Origin of the sequence: Kluyvera sp. (genome assembly GCF_047971185.1) — a bacterium.
Taxonomy (GTDB): Bacteria; Pseudomonadota; Gammaproteobacteria; order Enterobacterales; family Enterobacteriaceae; genus Kluyvera.
On the sequence record NZ_JBKDZH010000003.1, the window covers coordinates 19,968 to 46,325 of the forward strand.

Genomic DNA, 26,358 nt, shown 5'->3' on the forward strand with positions numbered 1-26,358 from the left:
CGCGACCCAATGCAATATCGGGCCGCGATGTATAATATATTAAGCAGAGATATATTCGTGCGGGGGATTGTTTAGCAACGCTAAAAATTGGGAGACCAGAATGGGAGATATATTTTCCGGTTTTGCCTCTTCAACCCACTGAGAAACCTGCGCCATCTCCATGCCCGCATAGCCACAAGGGTTAATACGCAGGAAAGGGGATAAATCCATAGCAATATTCAGCGCCAGTCCGTGGAATGAGCAGCCCTTGCGGATTCGCAGCCCCAGCGAGCAAATTTTCTTTTCACCCACGTACACGCCCGGCGCATCGGCGCGTGGATGGGCCTCAATACCCAGCTCGGCCAGCGTGTTGACCACGGTTTGCTCCAGCAGCGTCACCAGCTCGCGGACGCCCAGCTTGCGGCGCTTCAAATTCAGCAGGACATACATCACCTGCTGGCCCGGACCGTGGTAGGTCACCTGGCCGCCGCGGTCGCTCTGAATGACCGGAATATCGCCCGGTACCAGTACGTGTTCTGCCTTACCCGCCTGACCCTGAGTGAAAACCGGCTGATGCTCAACCAGCCAGATCTCGTCCAGCGTTGATTCATCGCGGTTGTCGGTAAAGTCGTGCATCGCCTGAGATACGGGCGCGTAAGGCTGCAGGCCCAGTTGACGGATGAGGAGGGTATTAAAGTCCAAAACAGCGTCTCCACAGAGGGAAAATGATGGACGCAGAGTATATCACAGGCAGGAGGGGGGAGGCGTTACCCGGCAGTGCCGGGTAACGGAGATGCGATTACAGCACCATACGGACAATTTCAATATTGCCCAGCTCTTCGTACAGCGTCTCAACCTGCTCAATGTGGGTGGCATTGATGGTAATCGACACCGAGTGGTAATTGCCGTTGCTGCTCGGTTTTATCTGCGGAGAGTAGTCACCTGGCGCATGGCGCTGTACCACTTCAACCACCAGGTCAACCAGCTCAGGTTTCGCCAGACCCATTACTTTGTAAGTAAACGGTGTAGGGAATTCAAGCAGTTCGTTCAGTTTGGTTTTCATGTCAGCTCCAGTGTTAAAAAAGAATAACTCCCGCATGGTTAGCGGGAGTTATTTTAGCTATGCATAGTATATGGGGATGGAAATCACACTTTCAAGTGGGTGATTTTTAACCAAACCAGTGATGGAACATTAATTTAATGTAATCAATGATTTTGCCAAAGAAGTTGCCTTCAGGAATTTCCTGCAGCACCACCAGCGGACGCTGATCGATAGTTTTGCCGTCCAGCTGGAAGTTGATGGTACCCACAACCTGGTTTTTCTGCAGCGGCGCGTGCAGTTCGCTGCTGGTCAGCACGTAGCTGGCCTTCAGATCTTTCATGCGGCCGCGCGGGATGGTCAGGTATACGTCTTTGTCGACGCCCAGGGAGGCGCGGTCGGTATCACCAAACCAGGCCGGCTCAGAGGCGAACTCTTTACCTGCCTTGATAGGATTAACGGTTTCAAAGAAGCGGAAGCCCCAGGTCAGCAGCTTTTTGCTTTCGGTTTCACGGCCCTTATAGGTACGGCCGCCCATCACGGCGGAGACGAGGCGCATCTGGCCTTCGGTCGCGGAAGCCACCAGGTTATAACCGGCTTTGTCGGTGTGGCCGGTTTTGATGCCGTCTACGTTCAGGCTGTTGTCCCATAGCAGACCGTTACGGTTCAGCTGACGGATACCGTTAAAGGTGAACTCTTTCTCTTTATAGATGGTGTATTCGTTCGGCACATCGCGGATCAGCGCTTGACCAATCATCGCCATATCGCGTGCGGAGCTGTACTGGCCATCGGCATCCAGGCCGTGGACGGTCTGGAAGTGGGTGTTTTTCAGACCCAGCGCGTTGACGTAGCTGTTCATCAGGCCAACGAAGGCGTCCTGGCTACCGGCGACATAGTCGGCCATCGCCACGCAGGCGTCGTTACCGGACTGCAGGTTAATCCCGCGGATCAGCTGTGATACCGGTACCTGCATGCCTGGCTTCAGGAACATCAGGGAGGAACCCTTGAAGACCGGGTTGCCGGTGGCCCACGCATCGTTACCGATGGTGACCAGATCGGACTCTTTGAATTTGCCTGCTTTCATGGCCTGGCCGATGACGTAGCTGGTCATCATTTTGGTCAGGCTTGCCGGATCGCGGCGGGAGTCAGCGTTCTGCTCTGCCAGTACCTTACCGGAGTTGTAATCAATAAGAATGTACGACTCGGCGTCAATCTGCGGAACGCCTGGAATCATAGTTTTGATGTTCAGGTCATCGGCGTGGGCAGCGGAGGTCAGTGCTGCGACGGAGAGCGCCGGAATGAGTAAGCAAGCGAGAAAAGAGGTCTTCATGGTCAAAACAACGACATCCGTGATGGAGTTAAAAAAAGTGCCTTACTATAGCAAATGCCCTGCAGACAGGCATCCGACATCGCATATGACTTTGTTAATGACTTTTACATATACGAAAAATCGGACACCTCTGAGCGCTTTAGTTGGCGCGTGTAATAAACGATTGCAGCTGTGCTTCGCTCTGCAAACGCTGTTGTAGGGTGCTGGCTTCGCCTTTGCTGGCGAACGGGCCGAGCTGAATCCGCCAGACCGCGCCGTTTTGCGTGACGCGACCCGGTACCGAGAACTGCTGGCTCAGACGCTGCTGATACTGCTGCGCGCGGGCCTGGTCGCTCACTGCGCCAACCTGAACCACATAATCGCCGGTGGCTGCCGCAGCGGGAGCCGCAACGGCTGCGGTTGCAGCAGGGGCCGCGCTGGCAGGCGCAGTGACCGGTGCCGTTGCTGGGGCTGTTACGGGTGCCGCGACGGGGGCGGCCGCTGTTGGCGCAGACTCTTCGATCACGCCGTTATTCAGCGGCGTGGGGGCGCCGAGGAAGCCGCTGCTTTTCACCGGTGCGCCTTCGCCGCTGTCGGCGGCGGTGAGCGTATCATTGCTGATGGCGCGCACGTCACCCTGCGGTGCCGCGGCCTGTGGCGCGGACGAGACGCTGCCCATCCCGCCGCTCAGGTCCGGGCGGCTCGGCAGCGCGTAGGTTTGTTTTGCCACGGTGGTACAGGCCATACCTGGGCCTGAAAGCGAACCGTCCTGCGCGACGATAATCGGGTCAATACGGACTTTGGTATTGTTTGAGGTGTTCAGACGATCCGCCGCCGCGCGGGAGAGTGAAATCACGCGATCGTTGCCGTACGGGCCACGATCGTTAATGCGCACCACGATCATCCGGCCATTCGCCAGGTTGGTAATACGCGCGTAGCTTGGCACCGGCAGCGTCGGATGCGCCGCGGTGAGCTGCATCGGATCGAAGGTTTCGCCGATCGCCGTCAGGTTGCTGCCCGGCTCCGCATCATAGATGGCGGCCAGACCGGCCTGGCTGAAGTTCGCCGGATCCTGCACGATTTTGTACTTCTTACCGTCGCGTTCGTAGTCCTGATTCGCCGTCGCGTTCAGAGGTTCAAAGCGTGGATCGGCCCCGCTGATTTCCACCGTTGGGCCATTACATACCGCAGGTTGTGGCGTGGAGACGGTTTGTTGCTGAACATTATCACTCGAACAAGCCGCCAGCAGCCCTGCCGCTATGCAGACCCCAAGCCATTGCTTACGCATTGAGCACCCCTTAGACGCTTTTTGACAACATTTTTCTGTGGGTGTGTATCGACATCACGATACCAAACCCGGCCATCAGTACGATCAGGGCCGAGCCCCCGTAGCTGACCAGCGGCAGCGGTACGCCTACCACCGGCAAGATGCCACTTACCATACCAATATTTACGAAGACATATACGAATAAAATCAGCATCAAACCGCCGGCCATCACGCGGCCAAAGGTGGTTTGCGCCTGGGCGGCAATCCACAGGCCGCGCATGATCAACAGCACGTACAGCGCCAGCAGCACCAGAATGCCGATCAGCCCCAGCTCTTCCGCCAGTACCGCAAAAATAAAGTCGGTATGACGCTCCGGCAGGAACTCAAGCTGCGACTGCGTGCCGTGTAGCCAGCCTTTACCGCGCAGGCCGCCGGAACCGATAGCAATTTTAGACTGGATAATGTGGTAGCCCGCACCGAGCGGGTCTGACTCCGGATCCATCAGCATCATCACGCGCTGGCGCTGATAGTCGTGCATCAGGAAGAACCACAGTATCGGAATGAAGCAGGCCACCATCACTACGGCGACGAGAATTAAGCGCCAGCTCAGGCCCGCGAGGAACAGCACGAACAGACCGGAGAGGGCGACCAGGATCGAGGTACCGAGGTCTGGCTGCGCGGCAACCAGCAGCGTCGGCATGAAAATCAGCACCAGCGCGATGCCGGTGTTTTTCAGCGTCGGCGGGCAGACGTCGCGGTTGATAAAGCGCGCCACCATCAGCGGCACGGCGATTTTGGCGATTTCGGACGGCTGGAAACGCACGATGCCGAGATCCAGCCAGCGCTGCGCCCCTTTGGAGATGGCGCCAAAGGCGTCGACCGCCACCAGCAGAATGATACAGATGATATAGAGCCACGGCGCCCAGCCTTCGTACACCCGCGGCGGGATCTGCGCCATTACCACCATGATAACCAGGCCCATGGCAATCTGGCCGATTTTACGCTCCGTCATCCCCATATCCTGGCCGCTGGCGCTCCAGATAACCAGCGCGCTGTAGGTCAGCAGCGCCAGTAAAATCAGCAGCATCGCGGGGTCGATATGGATTTTATCCCAGAACGATTTTTTGTTCGGATTATCCGTCATGATTATTGGTCCTCCGACGCGGCCGCAGCAGGGTTCTCGGTCGGTAATTCGGTATTGTTGTCGCCCAGCATAATGTGGTCAAGGATCTGACGCATGATGGTACCGACAGCCGGGCCCGCGCCGCCGTTCTCCAGGATAATCGCCACGGCGACCTGAGGATCGTTATACGGCGCAAAAGCGGTCATTAATTTGTGGTCACGCAGACGCTCAGCGATACGGTGAGCGTTATAGGTTTCGTTAGCCTTCAGGCCAAAGACCTGCGCGGTACCGGATTTCGCCGCGATTTTATACGGCGCGCCGGCAAAGTATTTGTGCGCGGTGCCGTTCGGACGGTTGGCTACGCCATACATCCCGTCTTTGGCAATTTCCCAGAAGCCGGAGTGAATATCGCCAATCGGCGGCTCCTGCGGCTGCGTCCACGGCACTTTTTTGCCGTCTTCCACCTTGCTGGCGAGCAGGTGAGGGATCTTCACCACGCCGTCGTTAATCAGGATCATCAGCGCCTTGCTCATCTGAATTGGCGTGGCCGTCCAGTAGCCCTGGCCAATCCCGACCGGGATGGTATCGCCCTGATACCACGGTTTCTTGAAGCGCTTGAGTTTCCATTCGCGGGTCGGCATGTTACCCGAGCGCTCTTCCGCCAGGTCGATACCGGTGTAGTCGCCGTAGCCGAACTTGCTCATCCATTCTGAGAGGCGGTCGATACCCATATCATAAGCGACCTGATAGAAGAAGGTATCCGCTGACTCTTCCAGCGCCTTGGTGACGTTAAGGTGGCCGTGGCCCCATTTTTTCCAGTCACGGTAGCGTTTTTCCGAACCCGGCAACTGCCACCAGCCCGGGTCGAACAGGCTGGTATTGCGGTTGATAACCCCGGCGCTGAGGGCGGAGACGGAAACGTACGGTTTGACCGTCGAAGCCGGCGGGTAAACCCCCTGGGTCGCACGGTTAACCAGCGGCGTGTTCGGGTCGTTCAGCAGGCCGCTGTAGTCTTTGCTGGAGATCCCGTCGACAAACAGGTTCGGGTCGTAGCTTGGCGTTGACACCAGCGCCAGAATGCTGCCGGTGCGCGGATCGGTCACCACTACCGCGGCGCGGCTGCCCGCCAGCAGCGTTTCGATGTACTGCTGGAGCTTGAGGTCGAGCGTCAGGTAAATATCGTGCCCGGCTTGCGGTGGAACTTCCTTAAGCTGGCGGATCACGCGACCGCGGTTGTTGACTTCAACCTCTTCGTAGCCGGTTTGCCCGTGCAGCATATCTTCGTAATAGCGCTCAATACCCAGCTTGCCGATATCGTGGGTGGCCGCGTAGTTGGCCAGCTTGCCGTCTTTATCCAGGCGGTCGACGTCTTTATCGTTAATTTTTGAAACGTAGCCGATCACGTGGGTCAGCGCGGAGCCGTAAGGATAGAAGCGGCGTTTATAGCCCTTCACCTCAACGCCGGGGAAGCGGTACTGGTTGACGGCAAAGCGCGCGACCTGCACTTCCGTGAGGTTGGTTTTAAGCGGAATCGAGGTAAAGCGATGCGAACGGGCGCGCTCTTTCTTAAAAGCGGCGATATCATCATCGCTCAGGTCAACCACGTTGCGCAGGCCGTCGATGGTCTGCTGCACGCTGTCGACTTTTTCCGGCATGATTTCCAGCTGGTAGATGGTGCGGTTCAGCGCCAGCGGGGTGCCGTTGCGATCGTAAATGATGCCGCGGCTTGGCGCGATAGGCACCAGCTTAATGCGGTTTTCATTAGAACGCGTCTGATAGTCGGTAAAGCGAACGATCTGTAAATTGTAGAGGTTGGCAATCAGCACGCCGGTAAGCAGCAAAATTCCCAAAAAAGCGACCACTGCCCGGCGCACAAAGAGCGCGGACTCTGCCGTATAGTCGCGAAAAGAATTCTGTAGTTTCATTCGCTGCTTATTCTACCTAGGTCTCATTACTCGCGGTGGTAAGGGTGGTTGGTGGTAATGCTCCACGCCCGGTAGAGGCTTTCAGCCACCAGCACGCGCACGAGCGGGTGGGGGAGCGTCAGGGTGGAGAGCGACCAACTTTGTTCTGCTGCAGCCTTGCATGCCGGAGAAAGTCCTTCCGGCCCGCCGATTAACAGGCTGACATCACGACCGTCACCCTTCCAGCGTTCCAGTTCGCGCGCAAGCTGTGGCGTATCCCAGGGTTTGCCAGGGATATCCAGCGTGACGATGCGGTTTTTTCCTGCGGCGGCGAGCATCATCTCGCCTTCTTTATCCAGAATACGCTTGATGTCCGCGTTTTTACCGCGCTTGCCGGCGGGAATCTCCACCAGCTCGAACGGCATATCTTTCGGAAAACGGCGAAGGTATTCGGTAAAACCGGTTTGTACCCAATCCGGCATTTTGGTGCCGACGGCGACCAACTGCAGCTTCACAACTTAACTCCAGAGCTTTTCCAGTTCATACAGGCGACGGCTCTCTTCCTGCATGACGTGGACAATGACATCGCCTAAATCAACGACAATCCAGTCGGCTACGTTTTCGCCTTCAACGCCCAGCGGCAGCAGGCCGGCAGCGCGGGATTCCTGAACCACATGGTCGGCGATGGACATAACGTGACGGCTGGAGGTACCGGTGCAGATAACCATGCAATCGGTGATGCTGGATTTACCCTGAACATCGATGGTGACGATATCCTGACCTTTTAAATCATCAATTTTGTCGATTACAAAATCCTGGAGTGCTTTACCCTGCAAGTGTTCCCCCTGGGGTGTGAAGATGAACGATATAAAACAGCCTGACAGTATACCTGAACTGAAATTATTGTCGGGACAAAAAATCACCAAACGGCCTTTCAGGCGGGGTATCATCCCATTCCTGCATGTCGATTGCATCGCCATTTTTGTAAAACAATTTCTGTCTACAAATGCTGGAGGGGGAGGATTCAGGCTGCGGAGAATAACAGCCTAATAATTAGTGTCAATGGGTTGGCTACGCTGTGACGCAGAAATCGGTTCTATCCCTCTTCCGGCAGCCAAATCGCCCGGCTGTTCAGCACCCTCAGTGTGGTAAATTGTGGCGTAAAATCAATCATGCTCCACGCGCCGTGGTCAATGCGAAAATGCCACATGCTGGCGGTCGGCATCCCCAGTAAGCGCGCCGTTAACAGGCTAAGCACGCCCTGATGGCTGACGATGAGTAAATTCTGGTAGGAATAGTGTGCCAGCTCTTCGGCGAAGGCGGCGACGCGGCGGGAAAAAGCGGGAAAACCTTCGCCATTGGTGGGGGCGACGTGCTGCCAGTCAGCGCACCAGGCGGCGTAATTCTCTTTATCTTCTACCTGCAGGTCGCGGTGGTGGCGCATCTCCCAGTCGCCGAAAAACATCTCGTTGAGCAGGGGATTGGCGGCCAGCGGTACGTCGCGCTCGCCCAGCAGCAGCTGTGCGGTACGCTGCGTACGCTCAAGCTCGCTGCACAGCGCATAGTCGAAGGGCACCTGATGTAGCATCTCGCCAAGTCGCTCTGCCTGCCGTTGGCCTTTGGCCGTGAGCGGCGTTGGCGCGTGGCCGCTGTACAGCCCAGCCACGTTGGCTTCGGTTTCGCCATGACGAACTAACCACAGTTTCATGCCGCTTCCTTATACGCCGTGGTGGTACAAGCCCTGCTGCATGATGTAGGTGAGCACCGCTTCCGGCATCATCTCGTCGCACGGCTCATCACGCTCCAGCCGTTCGCGAATCAGCGTAGCGGAGACGTCGAACCAGGGGGTTTCCGCGAGGTAGATTTTCCCCGCAGGCTGGTTGTGCAGATCCTCAATATTGTTGGTGAGGTGGCGATCCAGCCAGTGCTGATGTTCTTCCTGCTGCATGGCCAGCGGATAGCCCGGACGGCGAGTCACCAGCAGATGCGCGTTATCGAGGATGGTCTCGTAGCGATGCCAGCTGGGGAAGGTGAGCAGCGAGTCCTGGCCGATAATGAAGGCCAGCGGCTTATCCGGCCCCTGTTCCGCGCGCCATTCCTGAAGCGTATCCGCCGTAAAGGAGGGCGTGTCGCGGCGCAGTTCGCGTTCGTCGAGCACAAACAGCGGCTTATCGGCGATGGCCAGTTCCACCATTAATTTACGCTGTTCGCTGGTGGCCTCCGGCTGTGGGCGGTGCGGCGGCACATTGTTGGGCATAATGATGACCCTGGACAGACCAATCTGGTTAGCCAGAATCTCGACCGGCTTCAGGTGACCATAATGGATGGGATCGAAAGTCCCCCCGAAAAGCGCCTGTAGTTTTTCCATATCATCCATCGATAAATACGTCGGCTAGCGCTTTATGGCAAAGCAGTAGCGACAAACTTTCCAGTTCAGCCCAGATAGACTGACCGTAATCCTGTTTTAACGTCAGCTCCGCGCGGCTGAGCAGGGTCACCGCCTGGCGCAGCTGCGGGCCGCTCAGCCGGTTGACCGCCTCGCCAACCAGCGCCCGGCGGTTTTGCCAGACGCGGTGTTTATCAAACAGGGAGCGTAGCGGCGTGTGCGCACTCTGGCGCTTGAGGCTCACCAGCAGCAGCAGCTCGCGCTGCACGGTGCGCAGCAGGATCACCGGCTCGCTGCCTTCAAGACGCAGCTGCTGCAGAATGTGCAGCGCCCGCTTGCTCTTCCCGGCCAGCAGGGCATCAACCCAGTGGAACGGCGTAAAGTGCGCAGCATCATTGACCGCCTGTTCAACGCGCGGCAGCGTGAGTTTACCGTCCGGCCACAGCAGCGACAGGCGCTCCAGCGCCTGCGCCAGCGCCAGCAGGTTGCCTTCATAGCAGTAGCACAGCAGCTGGCTGGCGGGTTCATCAAGCTGAAGATTATTCTGTTTGGCGCGGTTAGCCAGCCAGCGCGGCAGCTGAGCCGGCTCCGGCGTCTGGCAGCTAATCTGCACGGCACGGGTGGCCAGCGCCTGGAGCCAGGCGGCATTTTCCTGCGATTTAGTGAGCTTGTTGCCGCGTACGATCAGCAGCAGATCGTCATGCAGCAGGCTTACCAGCGTAGCTAGCTGTTCGTTGATGGCGGCGTTTGGGCCGTTTTCCGGTAGCAGCAACAGCAGCGTCTGACGACTGGCGAACAGGCTCATGGCCTGGCATAGCGAGAAGATCTCGTTCCAGTCGGTGCTGGCGTCCAGCGTGATGGTATGGTGCTCGATAAAGCCTTCGCTGACGGCGGCGTGCCGTATCGCGTCCTGACTTTCCTGAAGGAAAAGAGGGTCATTACCGAGCAGGAGATAGGCCGCGCGCAGCCCTTCAGAGAGCTGCGCGCGGAGTTGTTCTGGGTACAACCGAATCATCAGTTACCCAGAGTGGTCGAGACGCGAGAGCCGTCAGCAGGCGCGGTGGCCGCGTCATTAGTGCTCTCTTTTACATCAGCGATGTGCACGCTTGGCAGCTTACGAATCAGCTGTTCGGCGGCCCTCTGGTACATTTCCTGAATGATCATGCTTTGTTCGTTATCCTTCGCCAGCGCTTTTTGCGGGTTGTCGAAGAAGGAACGATACACTTTGGCAGAGATCGGGAAGATATCCTGACCCGGTATCAGCACCGAAGCGCGAACCGTCATCACCATCTGATACTCCGCTGTCTGACCATTCTGGAAGACGGAGGCCGTATCTTTAGAGATGCTGGCGCCACCCAGACGCAGCGACGGCACGTCCTGACGAAGCGTGCTCTGATCCAGCACCGAGATACCATTGCTTCTCAGCTGCTCGCGTACCGCACGGCTCAGCGGGCCGTTAGGATCGCTGGACTGAAGGATCAATGTTTTCATTTCGTCCGGCACCTGCGTGGTACTACGCAGATGCCAGCCGCATCCGGCGGTGACCAGCACCGCCAAAGATAACAACAATGTTGTCAGATATCGCACGCTTCCTCCCGCGCTTAGCCTACAACCAGGTTAAGCAGTTTACCCGGTACGTAGATGACTTTACGTACGGTAACGCCCTCAAGGTATTTCGCGACCAGGTGTTCCTGGCCTGCGCGTTCACGCACCTGTTCTTCAGTCGCATCGACCGCAACGGTGATTTTCCCACGCACTTTACCGTTAACCTGCACGACGACCAGCGTGGTGTTTTCCACCATCGCCTTCTCGTCAGCCACCGGCCACGGCGCATTGTCGATATCCCCTTCGCCGCTCAGCTCCTGCCACAGGGTGAAGCAAACGTGCGGGGTGAACGGGTTGAGCATACGCACGACGGCCAGCAGCGCTTCCTGCATCAGCGCGCGGTCCTGCTCGTCTTCCTGCGGCGCTTTCGCCAGCTTGTTCATCAGCTCCATGATCGCCGCAATCGCGGTGTTGAAGGTCTGACGGCGGCCGATATCATCGGTCACTTTCGCGATCGTTTTGTGGACATCACGGCGCAGCGCCTGCTGATCTTCGCTCAGCGCGTCGATGTTCAGCGCGGCGACCGGGCCACGAGCGGTGTGCTCGTAAACCAGTTTCCAGACGCGCTTCAGGAAGCGGTTAGCCCCTTCAACGCCGGATTCCTGCCATTCCAGCGTCATGTCAGCCGGTGAGGCGAACATCATAAACAGACGTACGGTGTCCGCGCCGTAGCGTTCAACCATTACCTGCGGGTCGATGCCGTTGTTTTTGGACTTGGACATTTTGCTCATGCCGGTATACACCAGCTCATGGCCCGCCGCGTCCTTCGCTTTCACGATACGACCTTTCTCGTCACGTTCAACGATAGCATCAACCGGAGAGACCCAGTTACGCTCGCCGTTGGCGCCCACGTAGTAGAACGCATCCGCCAGCACCATGCCCTGACACAGCAGCTGCTTAGCCGGCTCGTCAGAGTTGACCATGCCCGCGTCGCGCATCAGTTTGTGGAAGAAGCGGAAGTAGAGCAGGTGCATGATGGCGTGTTCGATACCGCCAATGTAGATATCGACCGGCAGCCAGTAGTTAGCGGCTTCTGGGTCCAGCATGCCTTCGTTGTACTGCGGGCAGGTGTAGCGCGCGTAGTACCAGGAGGATTCCATAAAGGTATCGAAGGTGTCGGTTTCACGCAGCGCAGGCTGACCGTTAACGGTGGTTTTCGCCCATTCCGGATCGGCTTTGATCGGGCTGGTGATACCGTCCATGACCACGTCTTCCGGCAGGATAACCGGCAGCTGATCTTCTGGGGTTGGCAGCACGGTGCCGTCTTCCAGAGTCACCATCGGGATTGGCGCGCCCCAGTAACGCTGACGGGAAACGCCCCAGTCGCGCAGACGGTAGTTCACTTTACGTTCGCCAACGCCTTTCTCGGCCAGTTTATCGGCAATGGCGTTGAAGCCTGCTTCGAAGTCCAGACCGTCGAACTCGCCTGAGTTGAACAGCACGCCTTTCTCGGTCAGCGCCTGCTCGGAGAGATCCGGCGCAGAGCCGTCGGCGGCCAGAATAACCGGCTTGATGGTCAGACCGTATTTGGTAGCAAATTCGTAGTCGCGCTGGTCGTGACCCGGAACGGCCATCACCGCACCGGTGCCGTATTCCATCAGCACGAAGTTAGCCGCCCATACCGGGATTTCTTCGCCAGTCAGCGGGTGAACCGCTTTAAAGCCGGTGTCGACGCCTTTTTTCTCCATGGTCGCCATATCGGCTTCGGCCACTTTGGTATTGCGGCATTCGTCGATGAAGGCAGCCAGCTCAGGATTGTTCTCTGCCGCTTTCTGCGCCAGCGGGTGGCCGGCAGCCACCGCCAGGTAGGTGGCACCCATAAAGGTGTCCGGGCGGGTGGTGTAGACGGTCAGCGTGTTGTCGTAACCGGTCACGTCAAAGGTGATTTCCACGCCTTCAGAACGGCCGATCCAGTTACGCTGCATGGTTTTCACGGTGTCCGGCCAGTGATCCAGGTTGTCCAGATCGTTCAGCAGCTCGTCCGCGTAGGCGGTGATTTTGATAAACCACTGCGGGATCTCTTTACGCTCAACTTTGGTATCACAGCGCCAGCAGCAGCCGTCGATAACCTGTTCGTTCGCCAATACAGTCTGGTCGTTCGGGCACCAGTTAACGGCGGACGTTTTCTTGTACACCAGCCCTTTTTTGTACAGCTCGGTGAAGAATTTCTGCTCCCAGCGGTAGTATTCCGGGGTGCAGGTCGCCAGCTCGCGGCTCCAGTCGTAGCCGAAGCCCAGCATTTTGAGCTGGTTTTTCATGTAGGCGATGTTGTCGTACGTCCACGGTGCCGGGGCGGTGTTGTTTTTTACTGCCGCACCTTCCGCAGGAAGACCGAACGCATCCCAGCCAATAGGCTGCAGCACGTTTTTGCCCAGCATGCGCTGATAGCGCGCAATCACGTCGCCGATGGTGTAGTTACGAACGTGGCCCATGTGTAGTCGACCAGAAGGATAGGGAAGCATCGACAGGCAGTAATACTTCTCTTTGCTCTCGTCTTCAGTAACTTCAAATGTGCGCTTCTCGTCCCAGTGAAGCTGGACTTTCGATTCTATCTCTTCCGGGCGGTATTGCTCTTGCATGGCGGCCAGTAATCCTGTTTTCAATACAGCTACATCAGTAGCCAATAGATGTGGTATTTCAGATCCGCATAGCATAGCCCAAACGTGCACGTCAAAACAGCCTTTCGCACGTTAAGGCGGTGAAAAGCTCGGGCGGTAATGATTGAACTCTGTGGCGAACCTGGCAAAGCGAAATTGAAATAACGGCTATTATTAGAAGAGGTTAACTAGCTGGGAGAGGAAACGATGAACAAGGTTGCTCAAATTTACCGTGAACTGATCGCAACGCTGACCGAACGTTTGCGTAACGGCGAACGTGATATCGACGCGCTGGTCGCACAGGCGCGGGCGAAAATCGCGCAAACCAGCGAGTTAACGCGCAGTGAAATCGATGACCTGCTGCGCGCCGTGCGTCGCGACCTGGAAGAGTTTGCGATGAGCTATGGCGAAAGCCAGGAGGACGAGTCCGACAGCGTTTTTCTGCGGGTGATTAAAGAGAGTCTCTGGCAGGAGCTGGTGGATATTACCGACAAAACGCAGCTGGAGTGGCGCGAGGTGTTCCAGGATTTGAATCACCACGGCGTGTACCACAGTGGGGAAGTGGTCGGGCTGGGGAATCTGGTCTGCGAGAAGTGCCACTATCATCTGGCGGTGTACACTCCGGACGTGCTGCCGAGGTGCCCGAAGTGCGGGCACGATCAGTTCCTGCGCAGGCCGTTTGAGCCATAACACCAATCCCGGCGTCACTGCGTTCGGCCAGGCTACATTCATTAACAGCTGGGGTAGCCCGGGTGAGCGCTAGCGACCCCGGGAGCGGCTCAGCCGTAAAACGCCAGCCGCTCCGCCAGTAAGTCCACAAACCCCTGGCGGTCCACATCGACCATCACCTGCGCATTCGGGGTATTCCCCGTCAGGAAGTAATAATCCACCACCGTCATCCCCTGGGTATATTTACCCTGCGTCTCCACGCCTACCCAGCGTTCTACGGTGGTAAACAGTTCAGGCTTCAGCAGCCAGGCGATGGTGCAAGGGTCGTGCAGCGGCGCGCCGACAAATCCCCATTTCTCATCTTTGTGGTACTCCATAAAGAAGTCCAGCAGCTCGGCGACGATGGTGGCGATGGGGTTGCCAATGGCGCGAAAGCGTTCGATGTCGGCGGCGTGGATCTGCGCTTTATGGGTGACGTCGAGCCCGGCCATGACGACCGGAATACCTGACTGGAAGACGATTTCCGCTGCTTCCGGGTCGACGAAAATGTTGAACTCGGCGGCGGGTGTCCAGTTCCCCAGGGTCATGGCGCCGCCCATGATCACGATGCGGGCGATGTTCGCATGCAGTTCAGGGTGGCTATTCAGCAGCAGCGCCACGTTGGTTTGTGGGCCAGTGGAGACGATGGTGACCGGCTGTGCGCTCTCGCGCAGGGTTTTGGCCATCAGCTCGACGGCGGTACAGTCTTGCGGAACGAACGAAGGCTCCGGTAGCGCCGGGCCATCGAGCCCGCTCTCACCGTGGACGTTATCGGCAATAATCAGCTCGCGCATCAGCGGCTTCACCGCGCCGCCGGCGACCGGGATGTCCGGGCGTTGCAGCAGCGTCAGCATACGCAGCACGTTGCGCAGAGTTTTCTCCGGCGTCTGGTTACCGGCGGAGGAGGTGATGGCTTTGACCTCGAGCTCTGGGGAAGCAAGCGCGAGGACGATAGCGATCGCGTCATCATGACCCGGATCGCAATCAAGAATAATCGGCAGTGCCATAGCAGTTCCTTGTTCGCGTTATTTTGTGACAAGGGTAAGGCTTGCTAATGGAATGAACGAGCAGATAGGCGTTAAAGCGTGATGCAGCGCGCACTCTGCCGAGTGCGCGCCGGGAAGGTTAGTGCAGGATTTTGGCGAGGAAGTCTTTGGCACGCTCCGATTTCGGATTGGCAAAGAAAGCTTCTTTTTCGGCATCTTCGACGATTTTACCCTCGTCCATAAAGATAACCCGGTTTGCCACTTTACGGGCGAAGCCCATTTCGTGGGTTACCACCATCATGGTCATTCCTTCGTTGGCCAGTTCGACCATCACGTCCAGCACTTCGTTGATCATTTCCGGATCGAGCGCCGAGGTGGGTTCATCGAACAGCATCGCCACCGGATCCATACACAGCGCTCGGGCGATCGCCACGCGCTGCTGCTGGCCGCCGGACAGCTGTGCCGGGAACTTGTTGGCATGAGCGGACAGACCCACGCGCTCGAGCAGCTTCAGGCCTTTGTCACGGGCCGCGGCTTTATCGCGCTTGAGCACTTTGACCTGCGCCAGCGTCAGGTTCTCGATAATCGACAGGTGCGGGAACAGCTCGAAGTGCTGGAACACCATGCCAACATGCGAACGCAGCTTTGCCAGATCGGTTTTCTTGTCGTTCACCTTCGTGCCGTTGACGAGGATCTCCCCCTGCTGCACCGGTTCGAGACCGTTGACGGTTTTAATCAGGGTGGATTTACCGGAGCCGGACGGCCCGCACACCACCACCACTTCGCCTTTTTTCACTTCCGTGGAGCAGTCGGTCAGCACCTGAAAGTGACCATACCATTTAGAGACGTTTTTCAGGGTAATCATTATACGGTCCTTTTCTTCAAGTAGCTGACCAGCAGCGAAGCGCTAAGGCTAATAACAAAATAGACAAAACCAGCGAACAGAATCATTTCCACCTGGGTTCCATCACGCTCACCTATTGTTGAAGCGGTACGGAAGAAGTCGGCAAGGCTCAGCACGTACACCAGTGAGGTATCCTGGAACAGGACGATCCCCTGGGTCAGCAGCAGCGGCACCATGGCGCGGAAGGCCTGCGGCAGAATAATGAGCTTCATCGACTGCCAGTGGGTCATCCCCAGCGCCAGCGCGGCGCTGGACTGGCCGCGGGAAATACTTTGAATCCCGGCGCGGATAATTTCTGAATAGTAAGCGGCTTCAAACATCGAGAAAGCCACCATCGCCGAGATCAGACGAATATCCGTTTTCGGCGACAGCCCCAGCACGTTTTGCAGGAAGCCGGGCACGATCAGATAGAACCACAGCAGCACCATCACCAGCGGCACGGAGCGGAAGACGTTTACGTAGGCTTTGGCAAACCAGGCGATCGGTTTGAACGCAGACAGGCGCATTACCGCCAGAATGGTGCCCCAGACGATACCGATAATAATTGCCGTGACGGTAATTTTAAGGGTGATCACCAGCCCTGCCAGCAGGTAGGGCATCGACGGGACAATCGAACTCCAGTCAAATTCGTACATTATTTACCCCCCAGGTTGCCCGGCAGGCGGATTTTGCGTTCCACCAGCGCCATTACCAGCATAATCACGGCGTTAATCAGGACATAGGCGAGGGTAATCGCGGTAAAGGATTCCCAGGCGTGCGCGGAGTAGTCGAGCAGTTTGCCCGCCTGCGCCGCCATATCCACCAGACCAATGGTTGAGGCGATGGCCGAGTTTTTCACCAGGTTCATCATTTCCGAGGTCATCGGCGGGACGATCACCCGGTAGGCATTCGGCAGCAGCACGTAGCGGTAGGCTTGCGGCAAGGTCAGCCCCATCGCCAGCGCGGCGTTTTTCTGCCCACGCGGCAGCGATTGAATGGCGGCACGCACCTGCTCGCAGACGCGTGCGGCGGTGAACAGGCCCAGACAAATCATTGATGAGAGGAAGAACTGGATATTGGGATCCAGCTCAGCTTTAAACCACATGCCGAGGCTTTCCGGCAGCAGCTCTGGCACCACGAGATACCAGGTAAAGAACTGTACGATCAGCGGAACGTTACGGAACAGTTCAACGTAGCAGGTGCCGATTGCCGCTAAAAAGCGGTTCGGTACGGTACGCAGAATGCCGAACAGCGAGCCGACGAGAAAAGCGATAACCCACGCGGTAATCGACAGCGCGATGGTGACCTGGAAACCGCTCCAGATCCAGCCGAGATAGGTGGTGTTGCCGAAAGGGGCCTGTTGTAAAAAGATTCCCCAGTTCCAGTCTATTGACATAATGAACTCCAGAAAAAAAAGGGTAGCAGTTCCACCTGCTACCCTCGAAGATTGTTGAACAGCGTTTTGCGGTATTCAGGCCAGGTGGGGAACGACCACCTGGCATATAGTCTGTCCGTGCTGCACGACAATCGAGAGGGCAGTTTTTTCCGCCCCGTATTTTTTATTAGTTAAGTGCTTTATCGTTTGGCGTTTTGAACAGCGCTTTCATCTCGTCAGAGAGCTCAAAGTTCATGTTCAGATTTTTTGGCGGAATCGGGTTTTTGAACCATTTCTCAAACCATTTCGCCGCTTCGCCGGAGGTCTGCGCCTGGGCGATGGTATCGTCCATCAGCTTTTTAAACTCGGTATCGTCTTTACGCAGCATACAGCCGTAGGCTTCTTCAGACTGCGCCTTGCCGACGATTTCCCAGTTGTCGGGTTTCTTCGCCTTGGCGCGCTCGCCCGCCAGCAGCGCGTCATCCATCATAAACGCCACCGCACGGCCGCTTTCCAGCGTACGGAAGGAGTCACCGTGGTCTTTGGCGCTGATGATACGCATATTCATTTTTTGCTCGTCATTCAGCTTGTGCAGCAGAACTTCGGAGGTGGTACCGGAGGTCACGACAACGGCTTTGTCTTTCAGATCCGGGAAGTCTTTAATGTCGCCGCCTTTTTTGGTCAGCAGACGCGTGCCCACCACGAAGATGGTGTTGGAGAAGGCGGCCTGTTTCTGACGCTCAACGTTGTTGGTGGTTGAGCCACATTCGAAATCAAAGGTCCCGTTTTGCAGCAGCGGGATACGGTTCTGCGAGGTAATCGGGATCAGCTTGACCTGAAGGTCAGGTTTATTGAGCTTCTTCTTCACCGCCTCAACGATGGCGTTGGAATAATCCTGAGAGTAGCCCACCACTTTCTGCTGGTTATCGTAATAAGAGAACGGCACCGAAGACTCACGGTGACCGACGACGATGACGCCGTTTTTCGCGATTTTAGCGAGCGTGCCGCCTGCTGCAGGGGCCGCATCTTCCGCATGGGCCAGACCGGCTGACATCCCCATGACCAGCATTGCTGTGGCTAGCTTACGTAAGTGCATCTCCACCTCCTTCATCGTCTGCGTCATGGACGCATTGAGACCCAGTGTGAGTGTTGTGTTGTTATCACTGCGTCTTTAGCGTGCAGCGTTATCTGTGTTTGTTAGCATTTGGTTTGGCTTAATGTAAAGATTTTGCTGCTTTATTGTTTATTTTTGCGAGGCGTGCCGCACCGCTTTGAGGCAAAAATCGCAGTTTGCACAATAATGGTGCTACCGATGTCTTGTTATGGTGCAACCAGGTTGCGCTCGGCGAAGATATGCAGCGTCTTGATTATATTAAGCAAATGGCGTGCCAGAGTGGCGGGGGGGAGAGGAGAGAGTCCCGGCGTCGCTAACGCTCGGCCGGGCTACAAGTGATGCAAACCGTAGCCCGGCCGAGCGTTAGCGACGCCGGGGAGCGCCGTTACCGACGGCGCTGACGCAGGCTCATCACCAACGCGCCAAAACCAAACAGAACCGTCATAATCCACACCGTCCAGTCGCCGGTGCGCGCGTACGGGGTTAAGCCGGTGGTCGGCGTCACGCGGGTGGTCAGTACCTGGCGGGTAAACTGTGGGATCATCGCCTGAATTTCACCGCGCGGGCCAATCACGGCGGTAATGCCGTTGTTGGTGCTGCGCAGCAGCGGGCGCGCCAGCTCCAGCGCGCGCATCCGCGCCATCTGGAAATGCTGCCACGGGCCAATCGACTTACCAAACCACGCATCGTTCGAGATGGTCAGCAGGAAGTTGGTGTCCGGGCGGAAGTTATCGCGCACCTGCTGGCCGAGGATAATCTCGTAGCAGATGGCGGCGGTCAGCTTCAGGTTATGCGCCTGCAGCTGCGGCTGAATGTACGGGCCGCGGCTGAACGATGACATCGGCAGGTCAAAGAACGGCGCTAACGGGCGCAGAATCGACTCCAGCGGTACAAACTCGCCGAACGGCACCAGGTGGTTTTTGTTATAGCGATTGTGGGATTCGTAGCTGTACGGGCTGTCTTTACCCAGCGTGATGATGGTGTTGTAGGTGTCGTAGCGATTCTGCTTATTGAGGCGCGCATCGACGATACCGGTAATCAGCGTGCTGTCTTTCGCGCGTAGTAAATCATCCATCATGCTGAGGAAGCGCTGCTGGTTAATTTCCAGATCCGGAATCGCCGACTCCGGCCAGATAATCAGCTGCGATTTGCCCATTAGCGGCTCGGTGGCGTCGAGATAGACCTTCAGCGTGTTGAGCAGCTGATTTTCATCCCACTTCAGCGCCTGCGGAATGTCGCCCTGCACCAGCGAAACCTGAGTGGTTTTGTCGGTTTGCAGGGTATACCACTGGATATAGCGCAGCGGGAAGGGCAGCGCGAACAGGATCACGCCGACTACCAGCGGACGCCAGTTGCGGGAGACCAGCGCCAGCACCAGCAGGCCGCTGACCATCATCAGCAGGAAGTTAATCGCGGTGACGCCCATCAGCGGGGCCAGCCCCTGTAGCGGGCCGTCGATCTGGCTGTAGCCAAACTGCAGCCACGGGAAGCCGGTCAGTACCCAGCCGCGCAGGAATTCCGTTAGCTGCCAGACCACCGGTGCGGCAATGGCGACGCGCAGCCAGTGGGTTTTCGGCCACAGGCGCGACAGAATGCCGGCAAACAGGCCGGTATACAGCGACAGATAAGCCGCCAGCAGCACCACCAGGAAGACGTTAACCGGGCCGGGCATGCCGCCAAACTGCGCGATGCTGACGTAGACCCAGTTGATACCGGTGCCGAACAGGCCAAAGCCCCAGAAATAACCAATGGCCGCTGCCTGCACCGGGCGACGGTTGAGCGTCAGCCCCTGCAGGCCCATCAGCGAGATAATCGCCGCAGGCCAGATGTCATAAGGAGAAAAAGCCAGCGTACCGCTGGCTCCGAAAAGTAGCGCCAGCAGCAGGCGAATGCGCTGGCGTTCAAGCAATGAGGCAAATGCCATGGAGATTATTCGTCCAGTTTCGGTTGGGGGGAATCGTCCGGAATCTTAACATGAACCTGAATAATACGACGGCTGTCGGCCATCGCCACCTTAAACTGGTAACCATCGATGTCGATGGTTTCCCCACGCGCCGGCAGGTGACCGAAGGCCTGCATCACCAGGCCGCCGATGGTATCGACCTCTTCATCGCTGAAGTGGGTGCTGAAGGCATCGTTAAAGTCTTCGATAGAAGCCAGCGCGCGCACCGTCCAGGTGTGGCGGCTGAGCTGACGGAAGTCGATATCATCTTCTTCGTCATACTCGTCTTCGATTTCGCCGACGATAAGCTCCAGAATATCTTCGATCGTCACCAGGCCAGAGACGCCGCCAAACTCATCGATAACGATGGCCATATGGTAGCGCTGGGAGCGGAATTCCTTGAGCATACGGTCAACCCGTTTGCTTTCCGGTACGACAACCGCGGTGCGTAACACTTTGTCCATGCTGAAGGCTTCGGCGTCGCTGCGCATAAACGGCAGCAGGTCCTTGGCCATCAGAATCCCTTCAATGTGATCTTTGTCCTCGCTGATCACCGGGAAACGCGAGTGGGCGGACTCGATAATCACATCAAGACATTCGTCCAGGGTCTGGTTGCGTTTCAGGGTAATCATTTGCGAGCGCGGGATCATGATGTCGCGGACGCGCTGGTCGGCGATATCCATTACCCCTTCGAGCATGTCGCGCGTATCTTCATCGATAAGCTCGTTCTGCCCGGAATCACGGATCAGCGCCAGAAGGTCGTCACGGTTTTTCGGTTCACCGTGGAAAAGCTGGCTGAGTAAGAGGGAGAAAAATCCCTTTTTGCTGTTTACTGTGTCACTACTGTGTGAATTGTCGTCGCTCATGGCGTCGTTTGGGTTCTCATGTTGATTTAAATGTCGCTCGTCGCGCGTAAACTCAGCGCCGGACGGCATGGATAAACATTGGGCCGAAGCCCAATGCGTTATTCTTTCTCGGAAATGTACGGGTCCTCATAGCCCAGAGCAAGCATTATCTCTGTCTCAAGGCTTTCCATCTCTTCCGCTTCGTCGTCTTCAATGTGGTCGTAGCCCAGCAGATGCAGGCTTCCGTGCACCACCATGTGCGCCCAGTGCGCTTCCAGCGGTTTGCCCTGCTCAACGGCTTCCTGCTCCACCACCTGACGGCAGATGATCAGATCGCCCAGCAGCGGCATCTCGATCCCCGGCGGCGCTTCAAACGGGAAGGAGAGCACGTTAGTCGGTTTATCCTTACCGCGGTAGGTGAGGTTCAGCTCGTGGCTTTCCGCTTCATCCACCAGGCGAATCGTTACTTCCGATTCTTCCTGAAACTGCGGGATAACGGCATCCAGCCAGCCCTGGAACTGACTTTCTTCTGGCAGGCCGGTGTTGTTTTCACAGGCCAACTGGAGATCGAGGATCACCTGACTCATTTCTGCTCCTGCGCCTGAGCTTCGCGTTTACGTTCTGCGGCCAGCTCGGCTTTACGTTTTTGATCGGCTTCTTCCCACGCCTCATAGGCGTTAACGATACGGGCAACCACCGGGTGGCGCACCACGTCTTCGCTGTGGAAGAAGTTAAAGCTGATTTCATCAACTTCGGCCAGCACTTCGATAGCATGGCGCAGGCCTGATTTGGTGCTGCGCGGCAGGTCAATCTGGGTGACGTCGCCGGTGATAACCGCTTTAGAGTTAAAGCCGATACGCGTCAGGAACATCTTCATCTGTTCGATGGTGGTGTTCTGGCTTTCATCAAGAATGATAAACGCATCGTTCAGCGTACGGCCGCGCATGTAGGCCAGCGGGGCGACTTCAATAACGTTGCGCTCCATCAGCTTCTCGACCTTTTCGAAGCCCAGCATTTCGAACAGTGCGTCGTACAGCGGGCGCAGGTACGGGTCGACTTTCTGGCTCAGATCGCCCGGCAGGAAGCCGAGTTTTTCGCCTGCTTCCACCGCCGGACGGGTCAGCAGAATACGGCGAATCTCCTGGCGTTCGAGCGCATCGACCGCAGCCGCTACCGCGAGGTAGGTTTTACCGGTACCCGCCGGGCCGACGCCGAAGGTAATGTCGTGGTCAAGAATATGGGCGATGTACTGCGCCTGGTTCGGCGTACGCGGCTTGATCACCCCACGCTTGGTTTTGATATTAACGGCTTTACCGTATTCCGGCACGCTCTCGGCGCTTTGCTCCAGCACGCGGGCTTCTTTAATGGCCAGATGGATCTGCTCTGGCTCAATATCCTGAATCTGGCCGCGCATTGGGGCGGTGTCCACGTACAGGCTGCGCAGAATATCGGCAGCGGCGGTCACGCAGATGGCGCGTCCCGTCAGTTTGAAATGGTTATCGCGGCGGTTGATTTCGATGCCCAGTCGTCGCTCCAGCTGTTTGATGTTGTCATCAAACGGGCCGCACAGGCTCAGCAGACGGGCATTGTCTGCCGGCTCCAGGGTAATTTCGCGAGTGTCTATGTTCAAACTGTTCCTCTTATGTCTGTATAGCCGTAGGACAAGCGTCCTGGGCACGTAAAGGAATTATTCACGCCGCAGTCAAAAGGCGCAAGCATTGCGATAAATATGGGGGTGGCAGGAGGAAATACAAGGCCCGCCAGAGCTGACGGGCCTGGAAGATTACGGCTGGTAGATGCCTACGCCCAGCTCGCTCTCTCTGCGGGTACGGGCAATAACCGATTCCGGCGTTTCAACCACGCGCAGGCCCATCTCGTCTTCGGTACGCACCAGCTTACCGCGCAGCGAGTTGGTATAGACGTCGGTAATCTCCACGTCGACAAATTTACCGACCATCTCCGGCGAACCTTCAAAGTTGACCACGCGGTTGTTCTCGGTGCGCCCGGTCAGCTCCATGATGCTCTTACGCGAGGTGCCTTCCACCAGAATACGCTGGACGGTGCCCAGCATACGGCGGCTCCAGGCCATGGCCTGCTGGTTGATGCGCTCCTGAAGAATGTACAGGCGCTGCTTTTTCTCTTCTTCCGGCACGTCGTCGACCATATCGGCCGCCGGCGTCCCCGGACGGGCGGAGAAGACAAAGCTGAAGCTGACGTCAAAGTTCACGTCGGCAATCAGCTTCATGGTCTGTTCGAAGTCCTGGGTGGTTTCGCCCGGGAAGCCGACGATAAAGTCGGAGCTGATCTGGATATCTGGACGCGCGGCGCGCAGTTTACGAATAATCGATTTATATTCCAGCGCGGTATGCGGGCGGCCCATCATCGTCAGCACGCGGTCGGAACCGCTCTGAATCGGCAGGTGCAGGAAGCTCACCAGCTCCGGCGTATCGCGATAGACGTCGATGATGTCGTCGGTGAACTCGATCGGGTGGCTGGTGGTGAAGCGCACGCGGTCAATGCCGTCAATGGCGGCCACCAGACGCAGCAGCTCGGCGAACGAGCCGGTGGTGCCGTCGTAGTTCTCGCCGCGCCAGGCGTTAACGTTCTGCCCCAGCAGGTTGACTTCACGCACGCCCTGCGCCGCCAGTTGGGCTATCTCAAACAGGATATCGTCGCACGGGCGGCTGACTTCTTCGCCGCGAGTGTATGGGACCACGCAGTAGGTGCAGTATTTGTTGCAGCCTTCCATGATTGACACAAATGCGGTCGGGCCTTCGGCGCGCGGCTCCGGCAGACGATCAAATTTCTCGATTTCCGGGAAGCTGACGTCAATCACCGGACGGCGATTATTGCGCACCGCGTCGATCATTTCCGGCAGGCGGTGCAGGGTTTGCGGCCCAAAAATAATGTCCACGTAGTGGGCGCGTTGGCGAATGAGCTTGCCTTCCTGGGAGGCGACGCAGCCGCCGACACCAATAATGACCTTGGGATTTTTGGCTTTAATGAGTTTCCAGCGGCCTAACTGGTGGAAGACTTTCTCCTGCGCTTTCTCACGAATTGAGCAGGTGTTCAGCAGCAGGACATCGGCTTCTGCTGCGTTTTCAGTCAGTTGATACCCATGAGTGGCATCCAGCAGATCGGCCATCTTCGATGAATCGTATTCGTTCATCTGACAGCCCCAGGTTTTAATATGGAGTTTTTTTGTCATCGACTTGCTCTTGCTCAATTATGAATAGCCAACATTGCAGGGCGCGTATTGTAATGCTTTGATGCCGTTGTGACCAGCATGGCGGATATTCGCCGCGACGGGCAAAAGTCCGGTAAACTTAAGGGATTCGGCTTTAAGGATAATAAATGATGACAATTCGACATACAGACGTTGCCATAATCGGCGGTGGGATGGTCGGCGGCGCCCTGGCGCTGGGGTTGGCGCAGAATGGTTTTTCGGTGACGGTGCTGGATAAAGCGCCGCCGCCAGCTTTCGATCCCGCGGCTCAGCCGGACGTGCGTATTTCGGCCATCAGCGCCGCGTCGGTGCAGCTGTTGCGCAGCCTGGGCGTGTGGGACGCGGTGCTGGCGATGCGCGCCCATCCGTGGCGTCGGCTGGAGACCTGGGAGTGGCAGACCGCCCACGTGGTGTTTGATGCCGCCGAGCTGAAGCTGCCAAACCTCGGCTATATGGTCGAGAACAACGTGCTGCAGCTGGCGCTGTGGCAGGCGCTGGAGGCGCATCCGCAGGTCACGCTGCTGCACGGCAGTGCGTTAAAGAAAATGGACGGCCAGCACCTGCACCTGGCAGATGACACTGAGATTGTTGCTCGTCTGGTGGTCGGTGCCGACGGGGCGCAGTCGCAGGTGCGGCAACTGGCGGGGATCGGCGTGCACGGCTGGCAGTATCCGCAGTCCTGTATGCTGATTACCGTGAAGTCCGAAAACGAACCTGGTGACAGCACCTGGCAGCAGTTTACGCCGACCGGGCCGCGTGCCTTTTTACCGCTTTACGATAGCTGGGCCTCGCTGGTGTGGTACGACACCCCGGCGCGCATTCGCCAGCTACAGTCGCTGTCGATGACGCAACTCCAGCGAGAAATCAGCGCGCATTTTCCGGAGCGTTTAGGAAATGTTACGCCGGTGGCGGCAGGGGCATTCCCGCTGACGCGCCGCCATGCGTTGCAGTATGTGCAGCCGGGGCTGGCGCTGGTGGGCGACGCCGCGCATACCATTCATCCGCTGGCGGGGCAGGGCGTGAATCTGGGCTACCGTGACGTTGATGCGCTGCTGGACGTGCTGGCGAACGCGCGCAGCGTCGGCGAAGACTGGGCCAGCCTGCCGGTGCTCGAACGCTATCAGTCGCGCCGCCGGGTGGACAATCTGCTGATGCAGAGCGGAATGGATCTGTTCTACGCCGGTTTTAGCAACAGCCTCGGCCCGCTGCGTATTTTGCGTAATGTCGGATTAATGGCGGCACAGCGGGCGGGCGTATTGAAGCGTCAGGCGCTGAAGTACGCGTTGGGGTTGTAGTCAGGAGTAGCCCGGGCGAACGCAGTGACCCCGGGAAACATTGGCACAAAAACAAAAAAAGCTCGCCGAAGCGAGCTTTTTGAATTTGGCTGGGGTACGAGGATTCGAACCTCGGAATGCCGGAATCAGAATCCGGTGCCTTACCGCTTGGCGATACCCCAATTGTTTGTTGGTCATCTTGCTGTACGTGCCGGACTCAGCCCGATACCTTACAGCCTAGCGATACCCCAACGGGCGCATTCATCAGGATGAACGACTTTTAAAATTGGCTGGGGTACGAGGATTCGAACCTCGGAATGCCGGAATCAGAATCCGGTGCCTTACCGCTTGGCGATACCCCAACAAATTGTTTTCGGATAACCGAGTGAACTCGATGCTCCTGAATATGGTGGCTACGACGGGATTCGAACCTGTGACCCCATCATTATGAGTGATGTGCTCTAACCAACTGAGCTACGTAGCCAGATTGTTTTCTTCGATGGCTGGGGTACCTGGATTCGAACCAGGGAATGCCGGTATCAAAAACCGGTGCCTTACCGCTTGGCGATACCCCAATACCGTCGCGGTGAACCGCAAATATCGAAGAAATATGGCTGGGGTACCTGGATTCGAACCAGGGAATGCCGGTATCAAAAACCGGTGCCTTACCGCTTGGCGATACCCCATCCGTGCAACGCTTACTGGTGAATGGTGCGGGAGGCGAGACTTGAACTCGCACACCTTGCGGCGCCAGAACCTAAATCTGGTGCGTCTACCAATTTCGCCACTCCCGCAA

At 57.2% G+C, this 26,358-nt stretch carries 25 protein-coding genes and 6 tRNA genes; 2 read left to right on the forward strand and 29 right to left on the reverse strand.

Annotation, left to right across the window (positions count from 1 at the left end):
- Positions 1-39: 39 nt before the first annotated feature.
- From lipB to leuS, 13 genes are all read right to left on the reverse strand, one after another.
- Positions 40-681 carry a lipoyl(octanoyl) transferase LipB gene (gene lipB / locus ACK5JN_RS00285; protein WP_416868317.1) on the reverse strand — a complete coding sequence of 214 codons (642 nt, stop codon included), beginning with the start codon at positions 679-681 and terminating at the stop codon, positions 40-42.
- 97 nt (positions 682-778) lie between these two features.
- Positions 779-1,042: a DUF493 family protein YbeD gene (gene ybeD, locus ACK5JN_RS00290; RefSeq protein WP_416868318.1), complete on the reverse strand. Its 264-nt coding sequence runs from the start codon at positions 1,040-1,042 to the stop codon at positions 779-781.
- 106 nt (positions 1,043-1,148) lie between these two features.
- The gene (gene dacA, locus ACK5JN_RS00295) at positions 1,149-2,348 is read right to left on the reverse strand and encodes a D-alanyl-D-alanine carboxypeptidase DacA (protein WP_416868319.1); all 1,200 of its coding nucleotides are present in this window, start codon (positions 2,346-2,348) and stop codon (positions 1,149-1,151) included.
- Between the two features lie 139 nt (positions 2,349-2,487).
- Entirely contained in the window at positions 2,488-3,615 is a 1,128-nt protein-coding gene (rlpA, locus tag ACK5JN_RS00300; protein WP_416868320.1) for an endolytic peptidoglycan transglycosylase RlpA, read from the reverse strand.
- A gap of 10 nt (positions 3,616-3,625) precedes the next feature.
- On the reverse strand, positions 3,626-4,738 hold the full coding sequence (gene mrdB, locus ACK5JN_RS00305; RefSeq protein WP_416868321.1) for a peptidoglycan glycosyltransferase MrdB: 1,113 nt from the start codon (positions 4,736-4,738) through the stop codon (positions 3,626-3,628).
- Between the two features lie 2 nt (positions 4,739-4,740).
- Positions 4,741-6,642 (reverse strand): peptidoglycan DD-transpeptidase MrdA, encoded by a 1,902-nt coding sequence (gene mrdA, locus ACK5JN_RS00310; RefSeq protein ID WP_416868322.1) that lies wholly within the window; start codon positions 6,640-6,642, stop codon positions 4,741-4,743.
- A gap of 26 nt (positions 6,643-6,668) precedes the next feature.
- Complete coding sequence (gene rlmH, locus ACK5JN_RS00315; RefSeq protein ID WP_064548242.1) at positions 6,669-7,136, reverse strand: 23S rRNA (pseudouridine(1915)-N(3))-methyltransferase RlmH; 468 nt, start codon at positions 7,134-7,136, stop codon at positions 6,669-6,671.
- 3 nt (positions 7,137-7,139) lie between these two features.
- Positions 7,140-7,457, reverse strand: a complete 318-nt coding sequence (gene rsfS / locus ACK5JN_RS00320) for a ribosome silencing factor (RefSeq protein ID WP_416868323.1) — start codon at positions 7,455-7,457, stop codon at positions 7,140-7,142.
- Between the two features lie 260 nt (positions 7,458-7,717).
- Entirely contained in the window at positions 7,718-8,329 is a 612-nt protein-coding gene (locus ACK5JN_RS00325) for an adenosylcobalamin/alpha-ribazole phosphatase (protein WP_416868324.1), read from the reverse strand.
- Positions 8,330-8,338: 9 nt separating this feature from the next.
- On the reverse strand, positions 8,339-8,998 hold the full coding sequence (gene nadD / locus ACK5JN_RS00330; RefSeq protein WP_416868325.1) for a nicotinate-nucleotide adenylyltransferase: 660 nt from the start codon (positions 8,996-8,998) through the stop codon (positions 8,339-8,341).
- Positions 8,991-10,022 carry a DNA polymerase III subunit delta gene (holA, locus tag ACK5JN_RS00335; protein WP_416868326.1) on the reverse strand — a complete coding sequence of 344 codons (1,032 nt, stop codon included), beginning with the start codon at positions 10,020-10,022 and terminating at the stop codon, positions 8,991-8,993. Before holA ends, nadD begins: the two co-directional genes overlap by 8 nt.
- Positions 10,022-10,594 (reverse strand): LPS assembly lipoprotein LptE, encoded by a 573-nt coding sequence (gene lptE / locus ACK5JN_RS00340; protein ID WP_416868327.1) that lies wholly within the window; start codon positions 10,592-10,594, stop codon positions 10,022-10,024. The genes holA and lptE overlap by 1 nt, the downstream gene beginning before the upstream one ends.
- Positions 10,595-10,608: 14 nt before the next feature.
- On the reverse strand, positions 10,609-13,191 hold the full coding sequence (leuS, locus tag ACK5JN_RS00345; protein ID WP_416868328.1) for a leucine--tRNA ligase: 2,583 nt from the start codon (positions 13,189-13,191) through the stop codon (positions 10,609-10,611).
- Positions 13,192-13,416: 225 nt separating this feature from the next.
- Between leuS and ACK5JN_RS00350 the strand changes: the two genes are divergently transcribed.
- A complete protein-coding gene (locus ACK5JN_RS00350; protein ID WP_416868329.1) occupies positions 13,417-13,899 on the forward strand; it encodes a zinc ribbon-containing protein in 483 nt (160 codons plus the stop codon).
- 89 nt (positions 13,900-13,988) lie between these two features.
- On the opposite strand, the gene rihA is transcribed toward ACK5JN_RS00350, so the two are convergent.
- From rihA to miaB, 10 genes are all read right to left on the reverse strand, one after another.
- Positions 13,989-14,924: a pyrimidine-specific ribonucleoside hydrolase RihA gene (rihA, locus tag ACK5JN_RS00355; RefSeq protein WP_416868330.1), complete on the reverse strand. Its 936-nt coding sequence runs from the start codon at positions 14,922-14,924 to the stop codon at positions 13,989-13,991.
- A gap of 118 nt (positions 14,925-15,042) precedes the next feature.
- Positions 15,043-15,768, reverse strand: coding sequence for an amino acid ABC transporter ATP-binding protein (locus tag ACK5JN_RS00360; protein WP_065355519.1), 726 nt, complete (start codon positions 15,766-15,768; stop codon positions 15,043-15,045).
- Entirely contained in the window at positions 15,768-16,442 is a 675-nt protein-coding gene (gene gltK, locus ACK5JN_RS00365; RefSeq protein ID WP_416868331.1) for a glutamate/aspartate ABC transporter permease GltK, read from the reverse strand. The genes ACK5JN_RS00360 and gltK overlap by 1 nt, the downstream gene beginning before the upstream one ends.
- Positions 16,442-17,182 (reverse strand): amino acid ABC transporter permease, encoded by a 741-nt coding sequence (locus ACK5JN_RS00370; protein ID WP_416868332.1) that lies wholly within the window; start codon positions 17,180-17,182, stop codon positions 16,442-16,444. Before ACK5JN_RS00370 ends, gltK begins: the two co-directional genes overlap by 1 nt.
- Before the next feature lie 166 nt (positions 17,183-17,348).
- Positions 17,349-18,257: an amino acid ABC transporter substrate-binding protein gene (locus ACK5JN_RS00375; protein WP_416868333.1), complete on the reverse strand. Its 909-nt coding sequence runs from the start codon at positions 18,255-18,257 to the stop codon at positions 17,349-17,351.
- A gap of 403 nt (positions 18,258-18,660) precedes the next feature.
- Entirely contained in the window at positions 18,661-20,199 is a 1,539-nt protein-coding gene (gene lnt, locus ACK5JN_RS00380) for an apolipoprotein N-acyltransferase (protein ID WP_416868334.1), read from the reverse strand.
- Between the two features lie 5 nt (positions 20,200-20,204).
- Complete coding sequence (corC, locus tag ACK5JN_RS00385; protein WP_064548409.1) at positions 20,205-21,083, reverse strand: CNNM family magnesium/cobalt transport protein CorC; 879 nt, start codon at positions 21,081-21,083, stop codon at positions 20,205-20,207.
- 98 nt (positions 21,084-21,181) lie between these two features.
- Positions 21,182-21,649, reverse strand: coding sequence for an rRNA maturation RNase YbeY (ybeY, locus tag ACK5JN_RS00390; RefSeq protein WP_416868335.1), 468 nt, complete (start codon positions 21,647-21,649; stop codon positions 21,182-21,184).
- Complete coding sequence (locus ACK5JN_RS00395; RefSeq protein ID WP_416868336.1) at positions 21,646-22,692, reverse strand: PhoH family protein; 1,047 nt, start codon at positions 22,690-22,692, stop codon at positions 21,646-21,648. Before ACK5JN_RS00395 ends, ybeY begins: the two co-directional genes overlap by 4 nt.
- A gap of 153 nt (positions 22,693-22,845) precedes the next feature.
- On the reverse strand, positions 22,846-24,270 hold the full coding sequence (gene miaB, locus ACK5JN_RS00400) for a tRNA (N6-isopentenyl adenosine(37)-C2)-methylthiotransferase MiaB (protein ID WP_416868337.1): 1,425 nt from the start codon (positions 24,268-24,270) through the stop codon (positions 22,846-22,848).
- Between the two features lie 149 nt (positions 24,271-24,419).
- Between miaB and ubiF the strand changes: the two genes are divergently transcribed.
- On the forward strand, positions 24,420-25,583 hold the full coding sequence (ubiF, locus tag ACK5JN_RS00405) for a 3-demethoxyubiquinol 3-hydroxylase (RefSeq protein WP_416868367.1): 1,164 nt from the start codon (positions 24,420-24,422) through the stop codon (positions 25,581-25,583).
- 86 nt (positions 25,584-25,669) lie between these two features.
- On the opposite strand, the gene ACK5JN_RS00410 is transcribed toward ubiF, so the two are convergent.
- From ACK5JN_RS00410 to ACK5JN_RS00435, 6 genes are all read right to left on the reverse strand, one after another.
- Positions 25,670-25,744, reverse strand: a tRNA-Gln gene (locus ACK5JN_RS00410).
- A 105-nt stretch (positions 25,745-25,849) separates the two neighbouring features.
- Positions 25,850-25,924: transfer RNA gene (locus ACK5JN_RS00415), tRNA-Gln, on the reverse strand.
- A gap of 45 nt (positions 25,925-25,969) precedes the next feature.
- A tRNA-Met gene (locus ACK5JN_RS00420) sits at positions 25,970-26,046 on the reverse strand.
- Positions 26,047-26,062: 16 nt separating this feature from the next.
- A tRNA-Gln gene (locus ACK5JN_RS00425) sits at positions 26,063-26,137 on the reverse strand.
- Positions 26,138-26,173: 36 nt separating this feature from the next.
- Positions 26,174-26,248: transfer RNA gene (locus ACK5JN_RS00430), tRNA-Gln, on the reverse strand.
- A gap of 23 nt (positions 26,249-26,271) precedes the next feature.
- Positions 26,272-26,356 (reverse strand) — tRNA-Leu (locus ACK5JN_RS00435).
- Positions 26,357-26,358: the final 2 nt, after the last annotated feature.